The 17,296-nt window shown below is 68.0% G+C and carries 17 protein-coding genes and 1 pseudogene; 4 read left to right on the plus strand and 14 right to left on the minus strand.

Annotation, left to right across the window (positions count from 1 at the left end; translation table 11 throughout):
- Positions 1-136: 136 nt before the first annotated feature.
- From NA8_RS09465 to NA8_RS35890, 5 genes and pseudogenes are all read right to left on the minus strand, one after another.
- Positions 137-1,300 (minus strand): MAB_1171c family putative transporter, encoded by a 1,164-nt coding sequence (locus tag NA8_RS09465; protein WP_063050007.1) that lies wholly within the window; start codon positions 1,298-1,300, stop codon positions 137-139.
- 1 nt (position 1,301) lies between these two features.
- Positions 1,302-1,814 (minus strand): zinc metalloprotease, encoded by a 513-nt coding sequence (locus NA8_RS09470; protein WP_063050008.1) that lies wholly within the window; start codon positions 1,812-1,814, stop codon positions 1,302-1,304.
- Positions 1,815-2,632: 818 nt separating this feature from the next.
- A complete protein-coding gene (locus tag NA8_RS09475; protein WP_063050060.1) occupies positions 2,633-2,908 on the minus strand; it encodes a GlsB/YeaQ/YmgE family stress response membrane protein in 276 nt (91 codons plus the stop codon).
- A 154-nt stretch (positions 2,909-3,062) separates the two neighbouring features.
- A complete protein-coding gene (gene folE / locus NA8_RS09480; RefSeq protein ID WP_084466644.1) occupies positions 3,063-3,611 on the minus strand; it encodes a GTP cyclohydrolase I in 549 nt (182 codons plus the stop codon).
- Between the two features lie 2 nt (positions 3,612-3,613).
- Positions 3,614-3,778: pseudogene (locus NA8_RS35890) on the minus strand (DUF2231 domain-containing protein); the annotation flags it as partial.
- Between the two features lie 146 nt (positions 3,779-3,924).
- Between NA8_RS35890 and NA8_RS33670 the strand changes: the two are divergent.
- Complete coding sequence (locus NA8_RS33670) at positions 3,925-4,095, plus strand: helix-turn-helix domain-containing protein (protein ID WP_157106622.1); 171 nt, start codon at positions 3,925-3,927, stop codon at positions 4,093-4,095.
- Between the two features lie 41 nt (positions 4,096-4,136).
- Here the strand turns inward: NA8_RS33670 and NA8_RS09490 are convergent, their stop codons facing one another.
- The 3 genes from NA8_RS09490 to NA8_RS09500 all read right to left on the minus strand — a co-directional run bounded on the left by NA8_RS09490 (position 4,137) and on the right by NA8_RS09500 (position 7,068).
- The gene (locus NA8_RS09490) at positions 4,137-5,126 is read right to left on the minus strand and encodes a BtrH N-terminal domain-containing protein (protein ID WP_063050009.1); all 990 of its coding nucleotides are present in this window, start codon (positions 5,124-5,126) and stop codon (positions 4,137-4,139) included.
- Between the two features lie 207 nt (positions 5,127-5,333).
- Entirely contained in the window at positions 5,334-5,867 is a 534-nt protein-coding gene (locus tag NA8_RS09495) for a hypothetical protein (protein WP_157106623.1), read from the minus strand.
- A gap of 4 nt (positions 5,868-5,871) precedes the next feature.
- A complete protein-coding gene (locus NA8_RS09500) occupies positions 5,872-7,068 on the minus strand; it encodes a protein kinase family protein (protein WP_063050011.1) in 1,197 nt (398 codons plus the stop codon).
- A 193-nt stretch (positions 7,069-7,261) separates the two neighbouring features.
- On the opposite strand from NA8_RS09500, the gene NA8_RS09505 reads away from it, so the two are divergent.
- Positions 7,262-10,075, plus strand: a complete 2,814-nt coding sequence (locus NA8_RS09505) for a helix-turn-helix transcriptional regulator (protein ID WP_063050012.1) — start codon at positions 7,262-7,264, stop codon at positions 10,073-10,075.
- A 22-nt stretch (positions 10,076-10,097) separates the two neighbouring features.
- Here NA8_RS09505 and NA8_RS09510 read toward each other — a convergent pair whose 3' ends face one another.
- From NA8_RS09510 to NA8_RS09520, 3 genes are all read right to left on the minus strand, one after another.
- Positions 10,098-10,361: a hypothetical protein gene (locus NA8_RS09510; RefSeq protein WP_063050013.1), complete on the minus strand. Its 264-nt coding sequence runs from the start codon at positions 10,359-10,361 to the stop codon at positions 10,098-10,100.
- Positions 10,362-10,690: 329 nt separating this feature from the next.
- The gene (locus tag NA8_RS09515) at positions 10,691-12,997 is read right to left on the minus strand and encodes an ATP-binding protein (protein WP_063050014.1); all 2,307 of its coding nucleotides are present in this window, start codon (positions 12,995-12,997) and stop codon (positions 10,691-10,693) included.
- A gap of 157 nt (positions 12,998-13,154) precedes the next feature.
- Positions 13,155-13,826, minus strand: coding sequence for a chymotrypsin family serine protease (locus NA8_RS09520; protein ID WP_063050015.1), 672 nt, complete (start codon positions 13,824-13,826; stop codon positions 13,155-13,157).
- A gap of 397 nt (positions 13,827-14,223) precedes the next feature.
- On the opposite strand from NA8_RS09520, the gene NA8_RS09525 reads away from it, so the two are divergent.
- Positions 14,224-14,868 (plus strand): dihydrofolate reductase family protein, encoded by a 645-nt coding sequence (locus tag NA8_RS09525; protein WP_063050016.1) that lies wholly within the window; start codon positions 14,224-14,226, stop codon positions 14,866-14,868.
- Between the two features lie 24 nt (positions 14,869-14,892).
- On the opposite strand, the gene NA8_RS09530 is transcribed toward NA8_RS09525, so the two are convergent.
- Entirely contained in the window at positions 14,893-15,423 is a 531-nt protein-coding gene (locus NA8_RS09530; protein WP_063050017.1) for a hypothetical protein, read from the minus strand.
- Between the two features lie 155 nt (positions 15,424-15,578).
- Between NA8_RS09530 and NA8_RS09535 the strand changes: the two genes are divergently transcribed.
- Positions 15,579-16,421 (plus strand): helix-turn-helix domain-containing protein, encoded by an 843-nt coding sequence (locus tag NA8_RS09535; RefSeq protein ID WP_063050018.1) that lies wholly within the window; start codon positions 15,579-15,581, stop codon positions 16,419-16,421.
- Positions 16,422-16,467: 46 nt separating this feature from the next.
- On the opposite strand, the gene NA8_RS09540 is transcribed toward NA8_RS09535, so the two are convergent.
- Positions 16,468-17,097: a VOC family protein gene (locus tag NA8_RS09540; RefSeq protein ID WP_063050019.1), complete on the minus strand. Its 630-nt coding sequence runs from the start codon at positions 17,095-17,097 to the stop codon at positions 16,468-16,470.
- A 49-nt stretch (positions 17,098-17,146) separates the two neighbouring features.
- Positions 17,147-17,269 carry a hypothetical protein gene (locus NA8_RS35500; RefSeq protein WP_281198991.1) on the minus strand — a complete coding sequence of 41 codons (123 nt, stop codon included), beginning with the start codon at positions 17,267-17,269 and terminating at the stop codon, positions 17,147-17,149.
- Positions 17,270-17,296: the final 27 nt, after the last annotated feature.

Below are 17,296 nucleotides of genomic sequence, written 5' to 3' on the forward strand. Positions count from 1 at the left end.
CGCGGCGGCGGTGGGCCGGCGCGACCGAGCCCACCGCGGCGCAGCGGCGTGTGGCGGGGCCGTCGTTCGCCGACCGCGAATGTGCGGGGTGCCGGTGAACCCTCGGACGAGCCGGGATCGATCCGCGCAACCGGCGTTACGGCGGCTTCGTCAGGCCGCGGACGTGTGGCCACGCCTCGGCAAGTGCGAGCAGCCGGCGCAACTCCGCGGTGAGGTCCCGTGCCCCCGGACGGATTTGGTGCCGGGGCGTGATCCGGGTCGCGCTCGGGGGGCGCCCGGAAGCTTTGGCGGCAATGGCCTCGGCGACGCGGCGGGCATAGATATGTGGGTCGACGCCGGTGACGGTCAGATCGTCGGGGTTGTCGCTGTAGCGTTTGAGATGGAGCAGACTGTCGCGGATCTCGACCGTCATGCGGTGCAGACGGAGGGCCGGGTCCGTTCGGCCGTTGGCGTCGCGCGCCTCCAGAACGATTTCGGGTACGGCTGCGGCGAGATCGGCCCACATCGGTCGCAGTCGGCGGCAGTATCGGCCGGTGCGATCCCATCCGAGGCGGCTGAGCAGGATGCTGATCAGCGGCACCGTGACCACGGCGGGAGCGCCGACGGCCGAGAGAAGGAAGCCGCTCCATGCTTTCCAGTGCATCTCGGGATCGAATGACGGCCGGCCCGTCACGACATCGCAGGCGGTCTCGATCGGGTAGACGACCGCCACGATTCCCATGCCCACGGCGGTGCACAGGACCGCTGCGTACAGGGCGCGTTCCTGCCAGGTGGTGTCCGCCGCGGCGCGCATCTCGCGCACACTCACCCGCCCGACGAGCAGGGCCGTAGCGCCGAGCGGCAGGGAAAACGCGACCCAGACCACGACAGCCGGCCAGCCCAGGGCTTGGTCGATCAACTGATCGGCGCGGCGGGACGGCGCCCCTGCGATCAGGATGACGCCGGTGGTGACGATCGCGAGGAGGTAATAGCGCCGCTGCCTGCGCCATGCGTGGGCGGGGTCGGCGCCGGCCCACAATTCGGCGATGCCGTAGATATTCGAGACGGCCAACACGGTTGCTCCCAGCGAGAGCTGTCGGGCCAGGTTCACCACGTCGCTGTCGCCGCCGGGCAGCAGCCAGACCAGTGACTGCTCGAACCATGCCTCCCGCAACAGGTGTTCGCAGATACCTGCGGCGAGCGCGCGATTGACGAGCCGGTCGACGACGCTGTCCCCCAACAGCCACCACCGACCGGCCAGCACCAACGTGAGACCTGTCAGGACAGGCCAGGTGATCCAAACCGGGATCGGGGAGGTCATCTCATCGGTGCCGGTTCCGGAAGAATGTCGAGCGGAACCGGCTCGCCGACCGCTTCGGTAGCATCGCTTCCACCAGCAGCAGGTCGGCGAAGGTTTCGGCGGCGCGCTCACGCTCACTGCCGTAGTCTTGGCGGCGCAGTACGCCGCGGATGGTTTCCAGCGACAGCGAGGGCATCAATTCGCGCAACGGCAGATCAGCCGCGCTACCACCGGGACCGCTCGCGGTCCCTCCGTGGCCGAGCAGCATGTGACCGATCTCGTGGGCGATGATGTGATCGGCATGCCATTCGGTGTCGGCCCCGTACATGATCACGTCGTCGCCTTCCCGGGCGATCCACAGGCCGCTTCCGGTGCCGCATCCGTTCCCCGCGAGTGCGCCGACGTCGATCGGGCACAGCGTGATCGGCCGGCCCCGGTACGCTGCCACCCGCGCGATGTATTCCGTTATGTCCCATGGATGGGGGATCGGTACCAGGCGACCCAGCTCCTCGAATCGCGCGGCGAGATCCTCCATTACGCCTTCCCCTCGTTGATCACGTGCCCCATGCCGATATTGCGGTGAGCGTAGTCGCCTACGGAGCATTGTCGCGGACGCGGCTTGTCGCGCAAGCCTTCTCGTATCCGCCTTCGGGGATCGGCCGCGACGTCATCGGCCTTGATTCGCGCACTACTCGAACGCGGAGCAATCGACCGGAGCGGATGATCGCGCCTCGAAGATATTCAGCGGGTTCGACGATCTACAGAGCGACGCAAAGGGTATATCTACGATTTCCCCTGACACGTCTGCCACGCCGGAAACGTGGCGTCCGTTATCCGCGCCGGCGCGGCCGAGTCACCATCGACTCGGGCCGTCGTGGGCGCGGCGGCAGCGCTCGTCGCCGAGGTGGTCCCGCGCGGAGTCGGCGATGTGTCCCCGGAGGTACTCCTACAGCCCGGCGAGCAGCATCACCGCGCCACACGCCACGGCGGCGACACTGCGCCCGGTAGCCCTGCTTGTCATCTCGAGATTCCGCTACTGTCAGGACGTTTGCGACGATGGTCCGAGTTCGGCTCATCAGAACGAGCAGTCGGCGGGCAGCCCGACCCAGCCCCTCTTCAAGAATTTGATGACGGCGCAGAACAGATCCTCCGACCAGGAACCCACCGGGGTCGCGGCGGACGACGTCGCGACAGGTGCGGCAACGGATTCCGCGGCGGCCGAACCCGCTGGTACGACGAGTCCTGCGATCAGGGCGGTGACGACGACGCTCTCACGAAGAACGGCCCGAACCTAAAAAGGTTCGGGCCGTTCGAAGCGCGCGCGTTCGGCGCCTAGGCCGCCGAGCGCGGGTCTCAGCGCAGCGCGCCGCGACGGCCGGTCACCAACCCGACCAAGAACAGCAGGACCACCGCGCCGCCGAGGCAGGTGAAGAAGCTGAACCACAGTCCGCCGCCCTCGACATCGACTCCCAGGAGCTTCAGCAGGAAACCGCCGAGCAGGCCGCCGACAACGCCCACCACGATGTTGAGCAGAATGCCCTGCTGAGCATCGGTTTTCATGAACTTGCTGGCGATCCAGCCGGCCAGACCGCCGATGATGATCCAACCGAGGATTCCGAGACCGAGCATCATATTCTCCGATTCGTCGAGTTGAGCCCGCACACTGATCGAGCGAGCGTCTGTCCTCGCCATACCCCGGTGGTCGGCCGTCAATCGCTCTGCGTAGCAGAGGGATCGTCACGAATCGACCGGCCGAAGCGCAGATGCGAGCCGGCGTGGTCGCTCAGTGCATGATCCCGGTGAGCGAGAAGAATTCCTGACGAGAGCGGGCGTCTTCCCGCAGTGTGCCGAGCAAGGTCGAGGTGACCGTGGTGGTACCGACTGCTTGGACGCCGCGCAGGGTCATGCAGGTGTGTTCGGCTTCGATGACGACGCCCACGCCGATCGGTCGCAGATTCTCGGCGAGCCGATCCGCGATCTGCTTGGTGAGTCGTTCCTGCACTTGGGGCCGGTGGGAGAAATGCTCGACGATACGGGCGAGTTTGGACAACCCGAGGATGCGCTCGCCCGGCAGATAGCCGACGTGAGCGACGCCGACGAACGGCAGCAGGTGGTGTTCGCACACCGATCGCAGTGGGATGCGGCGAGCCAGCACGAACTCGTCGTAGCCCTCGTCGTTGGGGAAAGTGGTCAGGTCGAACGGGCAGGGCGTGAACAGTTCGGCGTAGGCGCGGGCCGGTGCGGAACGCCGTGGTGCCGGTGGGGATGGCGAACAGACAACCCGATCGCCGCCGCGGCCAGCGCACTCAGCACGCCGAGCGCGATCAGCCATACCGCGCCGCGAGCGAGAAAAGCCGGGTCCTCGACCACGTGCGAGGCGATGTCGAACACTGAACCCGCCACCCAAGCCCCGATGGGCACCGTGACCAGGATCGGATGGAACGGATGACCGTACGGCCCGGCGAGCGCCGCGCTCACCGGGCGTTTGGCCTGCCGCATGTCACTGCGGCGCGGCTGTCGGCCGTAGGACACAAGAACAGGTACGGCCCGGCCGGCTCGGCGCCGAACGCGCCCTCACGGTCCTTCGATCGCTGCTCGCCGAACAGGGCTTCGAACCCACGCGTGCGGCGCCGGATTGCCTGCGCTTGCGCAACTGCCCGTTTCATCCGCTCGCCGCCGCCGAACCCGAGCTGGTGTGCGGGCTCAATCACGCCTATCTGACCGGCGTGCTCGCCGGGCTCGAGGCGGACACGATCGACGCGGTGCTCGCGCCCAAGGCCGGGGAATGCTGCGTAGAGCTCCGCTCAGCCACCTGACGAGCGTCAGGCGCCGACAGACAGGGGCGGCGTCCGAAGCTCTACCGTCCCAGGCAGTTCAACGCCCGCATGGCCTCGTACTCCACCCGCGAAAGATCCTGGAGAACCGAGCCTGCCTGTAGGAGGTGACGCTCATCGCCCGCTTCACCGGCTTGTGCGATCAGTGCTGCGGCGTCGGTCCATAGGGTGGCTGCCTCGGTGTACAGCCCGTGGCCGGTGCGCAGGTGGCGGCTGTCGAGGGTCTGGGTGCATTCGGCGAGGAAGTCGCGGTAGAAGTTACGAAACAGAGCGCCGCCGGTGCCGGCCTTCTCCATCAAGAGGGCGGCCTGCGCGAGATCCCGCCGCGGGTTGTCGGTGCGCCGGAGCCATGTGGGCACCAGCTTGCCCGCCTTCTCGATGCCTCGGTGACCGAGGTTGGCGATGGGCGGGTTGAGGAAAGCCTGGGCGCAGGCGGTGATGGCGGGAACGATCCGGCTGTGCGGGGAAGGCAGGTTCCGCCCAGCGGTGAGGGTGAAGGACCGGTGCTCGGCGGTCATCGGGCCGCGCGCGGCCCTGGCCCGGGCGAGGCCGGTCAGGCTGGTGGATACCGCTCCGCCTTGCTGGTCGGTGTCCACCAGGTAGGCGTCGTGGTCGTCGTAGCCGTACACAGCGACGACGTGACCACCGAAGTGCACCTTCGAGCTGAAGTAGTCCAGGTAGTAACTGTCGAGTTGCAGCCCTACGGGGAGGCCGGCATCGATGGGGGCGACCACGTTCTCCCAAGCACGGCGGGCGGATGTGGTCTCCTTGACCGAGAGCTCCAGTCCGAGTCCGGCGGCCAGGTTCCTGGTGAGGTCGAATGGCTTGACCCGTCCCCCGAGGAAGGGGAAGCCCATGTTCTTACTATCCCAGTAGACGAAGGACAGACCGGAGCCGAGGCCGAAGAGCATGGGCTCGGACAGATCGATTCCCTGCTGCCGTAGCAGCACTCCCAGGGCCGTCGTCTCGCAGTGCTGCGTACCGCGCGCGTCAACGTCTATCACCGTGGCCATGCCATGCCTTCCTGAGCGCAGATCATCAGGTCATCTCGCGGCTCCCCGCTACCCGACGGGACGTGCCGCGCGGATGGGCGCGGCCGCGCGTGCGGCGGGCGGTCAAGGGAGCGTTGCCGACATGGTGGACTCTCCCGTGGCGGGAGAGTCCAACGCCGCACCCCGGTGCGAAGCGCTTGCCGCGCGCACGACCGACCGGGAGCTCCCTCAGCAGGAACCGGGCACACAACGCCCACGGCGCCGCCGACCGGCCAGTGGGTGTATGCCGCGAAACCCCGGATGCGCGGGAACGTGGCCGTCCACCGGAAGCCGGATGATCTGCCGTGCTCCGGGCCCTACCTCCGCCTCGGTGTGACAGTCCTTGTGCCAGCCGAACGGCATCAGGTGGACTCGTTCGCCGCGCTGCTCCAGACGTTCGGTGATTTCCACCAGAACGTCCAAGGTGTCGGCGAGTGCCGAAAGCACATCCACCTGGCCGGTGGCGCTTATGCGATCACCCGGCACATGGGCGACGCCGTCGATGACGACCTCCCGCGCATCTGTCTCGGCGGCGATGCGCAGCACGGTCCGCACGGCCGCGCCCGTCAGAGTGAGATCTCCGCGACCCACGCCGACGGACACCCGCAGGCAATCATCGAAACACTTGCGTACCCCGATCCCCCACTCCATATCGACCGCGCACGGCCCCTTCGCCGTCACTGTGTACTCGAAGGTCCGGCAGCGAGTACTGATGATCTGCACGGTGCTATCCCTCCTCCAGCGCTTTCACGGCGTCGAGGTCCAGCACCGCGTTGGCGGTGCGCTCGATGATGCCGAGGCAGATCTCGTCCGGTTGGTATCTCGGCTGGATGGCGCTGTGGCCGATGGTCGCCAACCAGATGAAATACGGGTACAACGCCTGCTGCCGGTAGGCCAGCCACGCCGTGTCGAAATCGGGCGCGGGCGCACCGCATGCCGCGACGTGGTCGAGGTAGATGGCCAGCAGTTCACGCTCCCAGTCGCGCCGGTCCCGCACGGCGAGACCGGAACCGACCACATAGGCGACGTCGTAGGCCCAGCTGCCACGCAGGACCACTTGCCAGTCGGTGAAGCCCATCCGGCCGCTGGAGGTTCTGTAGGTGTTGCCGATGTGGCTGTCGCCGTGCAAGAAAGTCTGTGCACCCGTGCTGGCTATCTCCAGCGATCGTTGCAGCGCGTGATAGAGCCGGTCGTGGTCGTGCGCCAGCGTTTCCGGTATCACCGCCGCCGCGCGCCTGGCTCCGACCCGCGCGCGTTTCGACATGCCGATCAACCGGTCGAGGTTGGCGAAATGCGCCCGCGGCGGCTTCAGCCATCGATGGCGCTCCAACTCGGCGTCGTTCCAGTAGCGGGCGTGCCACGTGGCCATCGTGCGCAACAGATCCTCGATCTGAGTGCGGTCGATCGGTGTCTGCGGTGTGCAGAAGGTGGCGTCTTTGGTGCTGACGATGTCCTCGAGCAATGAGATCGTCCGGCCCGATCGGTAGTCGACAGCGCTGTGGTAGCCGCGCGGCGCTTCGATGTCCAGGGCCGGCCGGAGGTGGGTGAAGAAACCCGGTTCACCGCCGATGATTCCGGCCAGGTCCAAGGTGAGGCGCTGTTTGAAGTCCGCGGTGGTCTTCGCGAACAATTCCTCCGGCAGGCCTGCCGCCCGGCCTGTTGCGTTGTAGGTCACGCTGAGCTTCCAGCGGGTGGAGGTGCCCGCGCTCACGTCCTGCGTCTCGAAGGAGTCGACTTCCGCACCGGGGTGTCCATCGCACAGCACGGCGGTCAGCCATTGCGCTGTCACTTCACGGCCGGTCACCGGCACGTCGCTCGGGGTCCGGGCCCGCTGCCGGATCACCGTTTCCTTCGCGACATGACCACCGACGCGGGCGATCCCCCGCACAACCTCCAGTACGGGCTTGGAAGCACTGGACGCCAATGGACACTCCTCCGCTTTGTTGGGTTCGGCTGCTGCGCTCAACCGAGTTCCGCGCCATCGGGCACGCCCCAGGGACGGTAGGGCAGCCGAGCCGAAGGAACATCCGTCGAATCCGAGAGAAATATCCGCATGGCCGGGCCGGGCCGGGACGCTCGATCGGATCCGATCGCCCGCGATGCTTAAGCTCACCCGCATGCAGGAGTCCCCCGCGACGGTCTTCCTCGGTCGTGATGCCGAGATCGAGAACCTGGCGGTGCTCGCGCGCCGAGTCGCCGCGGGACAGGGCGCGGTGGTGCTGGTGGAAGGTGAGCCCGGTATCGGCAAGACGTCGCTGCTGGAGGCAGCCGGTGCTCGAATCACGGCGGCGGGCCTGCGCGTTCGCACCGGCGCGGCGGTGGAATTGCAGCGCGACGTACCGTTCGCCGCGGTGCGCTCCTGGCTGGCAGCTGACGACACCGCGCCCGGCGGCGGCCCGGATCCGAGTCGCCCGCTGCTGCACAGCGGGGATCGCGCGGGCGACGCCGCGGCGACGCACGAGTTCGCCGTCAGCGAGGGGATCCTGGATCGTGTCGACGCTTGGTGCGCCGCCGCTCCGGTGGGTCTGATCATGGACGACGTCCATTGGGCCGACGCGCCGAGCCTGTCTGTACTGCGGCGACTGTGCGCACTGGTCGACGCACTGCCGCTGCTACTGGTGCTCGCGACCCGCCCGCTGGCCGCGGACCCGGCGTTCGCGGCGCTGTCGGCCGAACTAGTCGAACGGCAGGCCCCGGTGATACGGCTCGGCGCACTGCCCGACTCGGCCGCGGCGGCGCTCGTGGGGCTTCTGGTCGGCGCTGCTCCGGGCCCGGGTTTGCTGCGAATCGTGGCCGGTGCGCGTGGAAACCCGCTGCACATCACCGAATTGGTGGCCGCATTGCTCCGCGCGGAGGCGATCACACTGGTCGCCGAAACCGCCGCGCCGCTACCGGACTCCGGCGAACCGTCCTCCGCCTCGCTGTCGACCGCGATCATCCAGCGCCTCGCACTCCTGTCCCGTTCCACGCGGGATATGCTGCCGATGGCCGCTGCCCTGGGACCCGTCATCAACGTGGGGGAACTATCGGCCGTGCTGGACGCCCCGCTGCTGGATGTCTGGCGGGCCGTCTCCGAAGCGATGGACGGCGGGCTGCTCGCGCGGGTCGATTCCGAACTGGTGTTCCGCCACGACCTCATGCGGGACGTGCTGGCCGTCCAGCTACCCGATTCGCTGCGCTCGGACTTGCTCTGGAGGGCCGGGCAGGTCCTGCAAGCGACCGGTGCGCCGCTCGAGCGAGTCGCTTACTACCTGTCAGCGGGCGGCCACGACTTGGATCGGACAAGCCTCGACTGGTTGACGGCCGTGGCAGGCAAGTTGATCGTGCGAGCCCCCGAACTGGCGGTGCAGTTGCTGAGCCGCGCCGCGACCGCGACAGAGCTAGACGGTGCCTCGCGTTCCGTTCTGGTCCGCTGGCAGGCCCGGGCGCTGCTGTGGAACGGCCGCGCCGCCGAAGCCGAAGCCGTGGTGCGCACCGCACTGCGCACTCGACCCGAACACGACCACGATGTCGAACTGACCTGGCTGCTCGTCCAGGTCTGCCAATCACAAGGCCGCTTGGCCGACGCTGTCGCGGTGGCCGAGACAGCGCTGTCCACGATGGAACTCGGCGCCGAGGACGCGGGCCGGCTCGTGGGACTGTGCGCACTGGACAATTTCTTTCTCGAGCGGTTCGAAGCGGCGGAGCGCGCCGGCCGGCGAGCCGTGTCGACGGGACAGAGCAGTGGTACCCCGCTCGCCACCGGATACGGATTGATGGCCTTGGGTGCGGTGCGCTACACCCAGGGCTATCTCGACGAGGCGCTGGATTTGAGTACGCGAATCCTCACCATCTTCGAGGACGGCACCGGATCGGACCAGTTCGATCCGTACGTGCTGTACGCGCACTGCCTGATCGAACTCGATCGGCTCGCCGACGCCGAACAGACGCTGCGGACGGCCATCGGCCACAACCGCCGGATGCACGGTGTCTACCTCTCCCCCAACCTGCTGGCCAAGGCGCGGCTGTATCTGCTCGACGGCCGCTGGGACGACGCGCTGGCCGAATGCGCGGCGAGTCTGGCGGCGCCCGATGTCCTCGGGTACGCGCCCGTCGCACACAGCCTGGCGGCCCTCATCGGAATCCACCGCGGCACGTTCCTGCCGGATCCCGATGCCATTCCCGTGCCGGACCACCGGCTGGGAAGCACCGGTTACGCGCAGTTCCACCCCTGGGTCAAGGCATTGACGCACGAGGCCCGTGGCCATCCGGAGCTGGCGCTGGAACTGCTCGTCGACACCCATCGGCGACTGGCCGACGGCCTGACCGCGTCCACCCTGCACTACATCTACCCGGACATCGCCCGGCTGGCCTCGGACGTCGGCGACGCAGCTGCGGCTCGGTCGGTGGTAACGGGCGCGGACGAACTGCTGGCTCGGCAGAAGACCGCGGGCCGGACCGGAACGGCCCTGCTGTGCCGAGCCTTGGCAGACGGCGATCCCGCCATGCTCTTCGCCGCCGCGGATGCGTTCCGGCGGTCCGGGTGGCCGCTCTACGAAGCACAGGCACACGAGAACGCCGCTGTGCTGCTCGCCGCTTCGGGACGAGAGGCCGAGGCCCGCGGCGCGCTGGACACGGCGATAGGGCTCTACGGTCGGCTGGGTGCGTCGTGGGACAGCGCCCGTGCCGCCGCACGGGTGCGGCCGCACGGGATCCGACTGGGCGTCCGCGGCAGGCGCAACCGGCCCAAATCCGGCTGGGCGGCGCTGACCGACACCGAACGCAAGGTCGCCGCGCTGGTCACCGAAGGTTGCTCCAATTCGGATATCGCAGCGCAGATGTTCTTGTCGCGCCGCACGATTCAGTCACACGTGTCGAACATCCTGGCGAAACTCGACCTCCGGTCACGGCGCGAGATCGCCGCCGCCATGCCGCGTTCGGTGCTTCCATGAGGCCTCGCGCGAGGTGCCGCGATCATGCCCATCGCCGTGATCTCGACGAGCCGGGTGGCGGCGGAATGAGCTTCGCCCAGAAGTCGTGCCGCACCGCGTCCCACAACCTGGTCAGCTCCGGAAGCAGTTCTCGCGCTTGCACGAGATCCGGATAGGCGTCGGGGCCGAAGGAGACGATCGGCGCGGGGTCGGACGCGCTGTGCACCGCGACGATGGAGATCAGCTGATCCTGCAGTACGCGCCAGGTGACGCCCAGGCCGTCGGCTTCGGTTCGGACCTCATCCATCTGCGGCCCCCCATCGCAGTGCCCATCGCACGCGCGGTCGGCGATCACCGTCGATCGACCGGACTCCGGCCGATGCCGCGGAGTCGGCTGATCGTTTGCCAGGCTCCCGTCGTTCCCCGCCCGTGGTACCACGCGACCGGCCTCCGAGGGCGCCGGTGGCGTTCACGCTACTGTCAACCGCTGTCAAAGCCGACCTCCTGCTCGTCACGATCTGACGAGCATCACAGATCCGGCACCGCGCGGTCATGGGTGAAAATACCCACTTGTCCACCCATCTCCGCAGTTCGCGGCACCCGAAGCGGCACGCGCCGTCCCGCCGGAGCCAGGGTTCAGCCCGGGCGTGCCGTCCATGCCGCGACCTGCGTACGAGAAGAGAAGCCGAGTTTGCCGAGGATATTCTCGACGTGCCGGTCGACGGTGCGAGGCGATACGACGAGCTGCTCGGCGATCTGCCGGTTGCTGAGACCTTGCGCGACCAGCTCGGCCACCTGCCGCTCGCGTGCCGTCAGCACCCCGGCTCCCAGCCGCGCGGGTGGCGGGGCGCCCGCGCTGCGGTCGAGCGCGTAGGTGATCGCCTGGTCGTGGTCGAGCCCTTCGCCACGCACCCGTTCCGCACGCACCACCGTCTCCGGCAGCGCATCCATCACCCTGCGCTCACACGCCGCGTGCTGTTCGGGCATGTAGGGCCCGAACGCGGCGATCGAGGTCCCGATGCGCCGCCACATCGTGTGGATCGCGCCCAGCAGCCGGGCCGCATGGCGATGCTCACCGCGAGCGGCCGCCGTCCAGGCCAGCAGCTCGATCATCAGCGCCGTCCCCACATGGTCGTTGAATTCGCGCTGAATCTCCAGGGCCGCGTGAGCGGAGGCCATCGCCTGGTCGTAATCGCCGCGAACGAGTTGGTCGTAGCCGAGTGCCCAGACCGCGTACGACTTGGTCCACTGCTCGCCGCGCCGATCGGCCAGCTCGATCGCGCGCCGAGCCGTCGCGCCCGCCCGCGGATCGCGTCCATGGCCGTAGGCGACCGCGAGCTGGAAAAGCGTCAGCCGGACCAGCTCGTCATCCTCGGAGAAGCTTTCGACCACTCGCTCGAAGCCGGTCACCGCAGCGGCGAGGTCGCCGCGGAAACCCGCGGCGGAAGCGCGCAGGCTACTCGCCCAGCCGAGGGCGCGGCGATCTCCGGCTGCCGTGGCACGGGTCACGCACTCATCGAGCGCCGCGTCGGCGGCGTCGAGGTCACCCTGCAAGACCCGCACCCATCCCGCTACCCAGAGTGCGTGGATCCGCTCGGCGTCAGCGTCGACGGCCACCCGCAGCGCGCGGTCCACCCAGCGCCGTCCCGAGCCGAGGAACCCATCGGCGCACCAGTGATAGCGCAGCGCCGTCACCAAAGCCAGCGCCTCGCGCGAACTCGCCGGAGTGCTGGTCGCCCACTCCAACGCGGCCCGGACGTTCGCGCGGTCGGCGCGCAACACGGCCAAGCCGGTCTCCTGGCCCGGACCGTTCCACTGCCCGGCGATCTGCTCCGCGAGCGTGAGGTAGTAGTCGCGGTGCCGGTCGCGCAGCGCGGTGGCCTCCTCGCGCTCGGTCAGCCGCTGCCATCCGTACTCGCGGATCGTTTCCAGCAGCCGATACCGTGTCTGGTCGTCCGCCGCGACGAGAACGACGACCGATTGCGCGACGAGGTGATCGATCAGGTCGAGCACCTGCTCGCGGGGCAGGTCAGGGCCTGCGCAGACGCCCTCGGCGGCGTGCAGGGTGAAGACTCCGGCGAAGACCGACAGTCGTGTCCACAGCAACTGCTCGGCCGGTGTGCACAGCTCGTAGCTCCAGTCGATCAGCGCCCGCAGCGTCCGCTGTCGTGGCAGCGCGGCGCGGGTGCCTCCGGTCAGCAGTGCGAACCGATCCTCGAGCCGGTCCAGAATCGTCTGCAAGGACAGTGATCGCAGCCGGGATGCGGCCAACTCGATCGCGAGTGGAATCCCGTCCAATCGCTCACAGGCCCGCACCACCGCGTCCGCATTGCGCTCGGTGACCGTGAAGTCGGGACGCACCGCCCTGGCACGCTCCACCAGCAGCGTGGGCGCGTCGAAACCGCTCACCGCCACGGGTGTCACGGACTCGCCCGAAACAGGCATCGACAGCGGACGGACGGGGTAGACGTGCTCGCCCGGCTCGCCCAGCAGTGCACGGCTGGTGGTGAGGATCCGCAGCCCGGGGCAGGCGCGTAGCAACTGGTGGCACAGCAGGCGGCACGCGTCCAGCAGGTGCTCGCAATTGTCCAACACGATCAGCGCCCGCCGGTCGGCGAGGCGCTCCACGATCTGCTCCTCCGCGGTCCGGTGCGACAGATCCGGGATCCCGAGGCTGGCTACTACCACCCGGGCCACCAGTTGCGGATCATCCACAGCGGCCAGGTCCACCAGCCACGACCCATCAGGAAACGAGCGGCTGGACGCAGCGGCGACCTCGATGGCCAAACGGGTCTTCCCCACCCCGCCCACTCCGGTCAGCGTGACCAGGCGCGCGGTCGCCAGCAGTGCGCGGACCTCGCGGATCTCCCGCTGCCGGCCCACGAAACTCGTGACCGCCGACGGCAGATTACCGACTCCGCGTGTGGGCCTGCTTTGCCCCATGATATGTCGATTTTAGCCGCTCGGAATCGGGCGCCGGGATTCGAGACCTTTTCGCCTGCTCTATCGACCATTAGAGGCTCGGCTCGAACACCGGACTCGCGCATTATTCGGATATCGTCGGATCGTCTCGAGGCGGCCGAATCGGCGCACCGGCGGTTCAGATGGGCCGGAAACCAGCACCTATGTCATTACGGGAATCGATGTCGGTGAGGATGGCGTTGATGTCGGTACCCACTTCGGGCCCGAGACACCCCATGCCCAAGTAGGCGTTGACCATCCCGACCAGGGTCGAACCGATCACCACCGGCGCGCCGGAGTCGCCTTTGAGCACGCACATCTGGGTCCAGGTGTCGCTGCTGTCGCCCGTCATGTCGCCCCAGGCGACACCGCAGGTCTGGCCGGTGGTGCGGCCCTTTTTACAGACGACGTCGGGAAATCGCGCGGGAGCGCCGAGACCGTCGATGAGGAACCCACCGACCTCCCGAGCGGGAACCACCCGTGCGGCATCGAATTCGATGACCGCGTAATCCAATTCGTGATCGGCGTAGACGAATCGACCCAGCACGCCATAGCTGGGATAGGTCACGGACGTGACGCGCGCCCCGGGTTCGCCGCAATGTCCCGCCGTCAGACCGACCAACCGGCCGGCCGCGTCGTGCCCGATGGTGGTGAGCGTGCATTCTGCTTCGTCATCGATCGCGATGCCCGATCCACCGCCGATCGGCGGCAGCGGCAACTGCGGAACACCGGCCGCCGCGCCGGCGCCCACCGAGACCGGGCCGCACGCCAGCGCCGCCGCGGCGACGACCTTCATCAGTGAACGAGTCATTGTTCCTCCAACCGAGGTTCCTCCAACCGAGGTTCCTCCAACCGAGCCGAGCGGAATCCCCGCGACCCGGCCCGAGCCGCACCCACAGCCGGCGAACCCGGCATACGCATCGCCTCCCACCACCGAAGTCCAGGACCCACGCAAACTTACGCGCGTTCCCAGTCCGAGCTACCCACGTGAACGAGATGGAAACGGGGCCTGGCGTTCTTCCCCTCCGGCAAGCCGGATCGGCTGTGTCGCAGAGCTTTTCCCGGACGGTCGTCGAGCGCCGGTATATACCGCCGCCAGCGGCCTCTCGACGCCCCTGGAACTCGCAGCACCGAGCGTCTGGTTGCAATATGAGATCAGTGCGGCTAGATTCTCCCTGATTGCAGATTGCAACCAGATGGGAGCGCCAATGGCACAGTTGGTCCGCGTTCAGAACTTCAACGTGTCCAGCGATGGCTACGGATCAGGGGAAGGACAAAGCCTGGATCGCCCGTTCGGCCACGCCGATCCGGGGCCGCTCTGGTCATGGGCGGGCGCCACCGCGCACTGGCCCAACCGCACCGATCCGGGCGGCAGCTACGGTCTCGACGACTACTTCACCCGCGACTACCACAACAACATCGGCGCCGAGATCATGGGGCGCAACAAATTCGGCCCGCAGCGCGGACCATGGGAGAACTACGACTGGCAAGGATGGTGGGGGGACGAACCACCGTTCCATACGCCGGTGTTCGTCCTCACCCATTATCCGCGACCGTCGATCACGCTGGGAGACACCACGTTCCATTTCCTCGACGCGACTCCGAAGGACGCGCTGGCCCAGGCATTCGATGCCGCCGAGGGAAAGGATGTGCGCATCGGCGGCGGTGTCGCCGTCGTCCGGGAGTTCCTCGACGCCGATCTCATCGACACGATGCATATCGCTGTCGCGCCGGTAGAACTCGGACGCGGCGAAAGGCTGTGGGCGAGCCCCGACGAACTCGTCGACCGGTTTCACCTGGAGCGGATCCAGAGCCCGAGCGGAGTGGTGCACCACGTGTTCTGGCGACGCTGACCGCTACGAACAGGTGCTGAGGACTCAGGCGCTGCGGGGCATCGGCCGAGCTACCGGGTTGATGATCAGTCCCGCCTCCCACGCACGCTCGATGACTCGCGCGACATCGATGCGCCGCACCTCGCGGATCTCCGGGCTCGTCAGGAGATCCCCGATGTAGGCGACGACATGCTCGACGAGCAGGGAACGCACGTCACCGAGCCGACCGAGGAGCCGGGCCGGGGCATCCACCGCGCGGACCCTGATATCCACCTGTTCCTCGCCTACCTCTTCGGTACGGACGAACACCGCGCACGGGTCCTCCAGCGCCAGTTCCACTCGCATGCGCACCCGCACCGCGGCGGCGAACCTCCCGATGACTCCGGCGAAGTCCGCCCGCAGCCGAAGCGTGATCGGCACCTCCACGGCGACGTCCCAATCCTCGCCGTCACACACTTCGGCCCGGACCTTCCCGGGCCGACCGGTCGCGGTGACACAGACCAGCCCGCCGGGACCGGCATGAACCGGCCCCACTTCGATACGCTCACCGACGATCTCTTCGATGACCTCCGCCACACGGTTCGGACGAGCAACCGACTGCAACATCTGCTGCGCGAACCGCGCACGCGCCCATTCCGTCGCAGCGAAGACTGCCAGACCCGCCCACCGACCGAGTCGACCTGGGAACCGGCAGCACCGATCTTCATCGACCCACTGGTTAACCTGGGTGGGTGGCAGTGGTCGGGGTCGAGCGGGATCGTGGTGCCGGGTGGGATTTCGGGCGTGCGACCGCAGGCGGGGCGGCGATGATCGGGTTCCGTGATCGCGGGGGCGGCGAGCTGGACCTGCGGGTCACCGGGATACCGGCGGTCACGGTGCTGTTCGAGTTCGGCGGCAACGAACTGGTCATCGAGAGCAACGCAGGCAGACAGACATTCGCCGGCTTCGTTTCGGGGTATCCGCCCGGCACGATGCATATCCGCGGTGAGCGGGTCGAGTGTGTCGAGGTGCGGTTGTCACCGGCGCGCGCCTATTCGTTGCTGGATATCGCACCGGCGGAGCTGGGCCGCACGGCGGTCGTCGGCGTGGAGGACCTCTTCGGACCTCGGGCGCAGTGGCTGCGCGAGCAACTCGCGCACGCGGCGACATGGGAACAGCGCTTCGCGCTGACGCGATCGTTTCTGCTGCGGTGTGCCGACCCGGCACGGACACCGGATCCGGAAGTGGTGGCCGGCTGGGATCGCATCCTCGCCGGCCGCGGACAGGTCAAGGTCGGCGAACTCGCCGCATCGTGCGGATGGAGCCGCAAGCGGCTGTGGTCGAGGTTCGAGTCCCAGATCGGCCTGACTCCTAAACGTGCCGCGATGCTGGTCCGATTCCGTCATGCCGTGGAAGGGCTGGTGGCCGGCCGCCCCGCCGCCGAGGTCGCCGCGATCTGCGGCTACACCGACCAGTCCCACCTGTCGCGGGACGTGTCGAGCTTCGCGCAGGTCACCCCCGGGGCGCTGGCCGCGCAGCCGCGCACCGCCATCTCCGCGCACCGCTACCGAGCGTGGGGAACGTTTTTCCGCTGAACGTTCTCGACGTCCTCCCGAAACGCGCGCACAGCATCGCTCGCGCTCAGGCCCCGGCCTCCCACGCGAACCCGTCGGGGTCGGCGAAAGGCCCGATATCGCTGCCGATGGCGATCCGGTGCGACCCGGCGCCCTCCGGGGAGACGCCGGCATCCTTGGCGGCGGCACGACGCCCGTAGAGCGCCAGCTTGACCGACGACGACGGGGCATCGAACTCGACGTACTTGCTACCGAAGCTCTTCGCCACGGTCAGGCCACGATCGACGTAGAACTGCTTGGTCGCCTTGACGTTGTCGACCCCGAGCAGAATCACGAAATCGTCGATCTCCCGGGTGGCCGGGCCGGTGTCCTTCTTCGACGACGTCGCGATTTTCCAGATCGCCCCGTCCGGAGCCTGGATGACGCCGCCGTACCCCCAGAAGCCCTTCTTGGCCGGCTTCAGGGTCGTCGCTCCCGCGTCGAGCGCGGTTCCGACGAGGCTGTCGACGGTGCTCGGCTGCGACACCACGAGCGAGAGGATGAAGCCGCGGAACCCGTTCGTCGGCGCCTCCGAGGCGCGCACGCGTACCTTGTCGCCGAGATCGAACGCGGCGGCGTAGAAGTTCGCGCCGGTCGCGGGATCGGGCATCTCGAGAATGACGGAGTCGATGGTGGGCTGCTCGGTGGTGGTATCCATGGCGATGACGCTAACTACTGATCGGTGACCGGCGCTTCTCGATTCCTGATCAGAAAAGAGAACCGAATTGGTCATCATCAATCGTGCGGGGCCGGGATTCGCCGCCACCGATCGCACCGATGGCCACCGCCGACAGCAGGTAGCTCATCGCATCCGCCACCACTGTCAGCATCGGGCCCAGTAACCCACCTCGGCCCGA

Source organism: Nocardia arthritidis NBRC 100137, assembly GCF_001612765.1.
GTDB classification, from domain to species: Bacteria; Actinomycetota; Actinomycetes; order Mycobacteriales; family Mycobacteriaceae; genus Nocardia; species Nocardia arthritidis.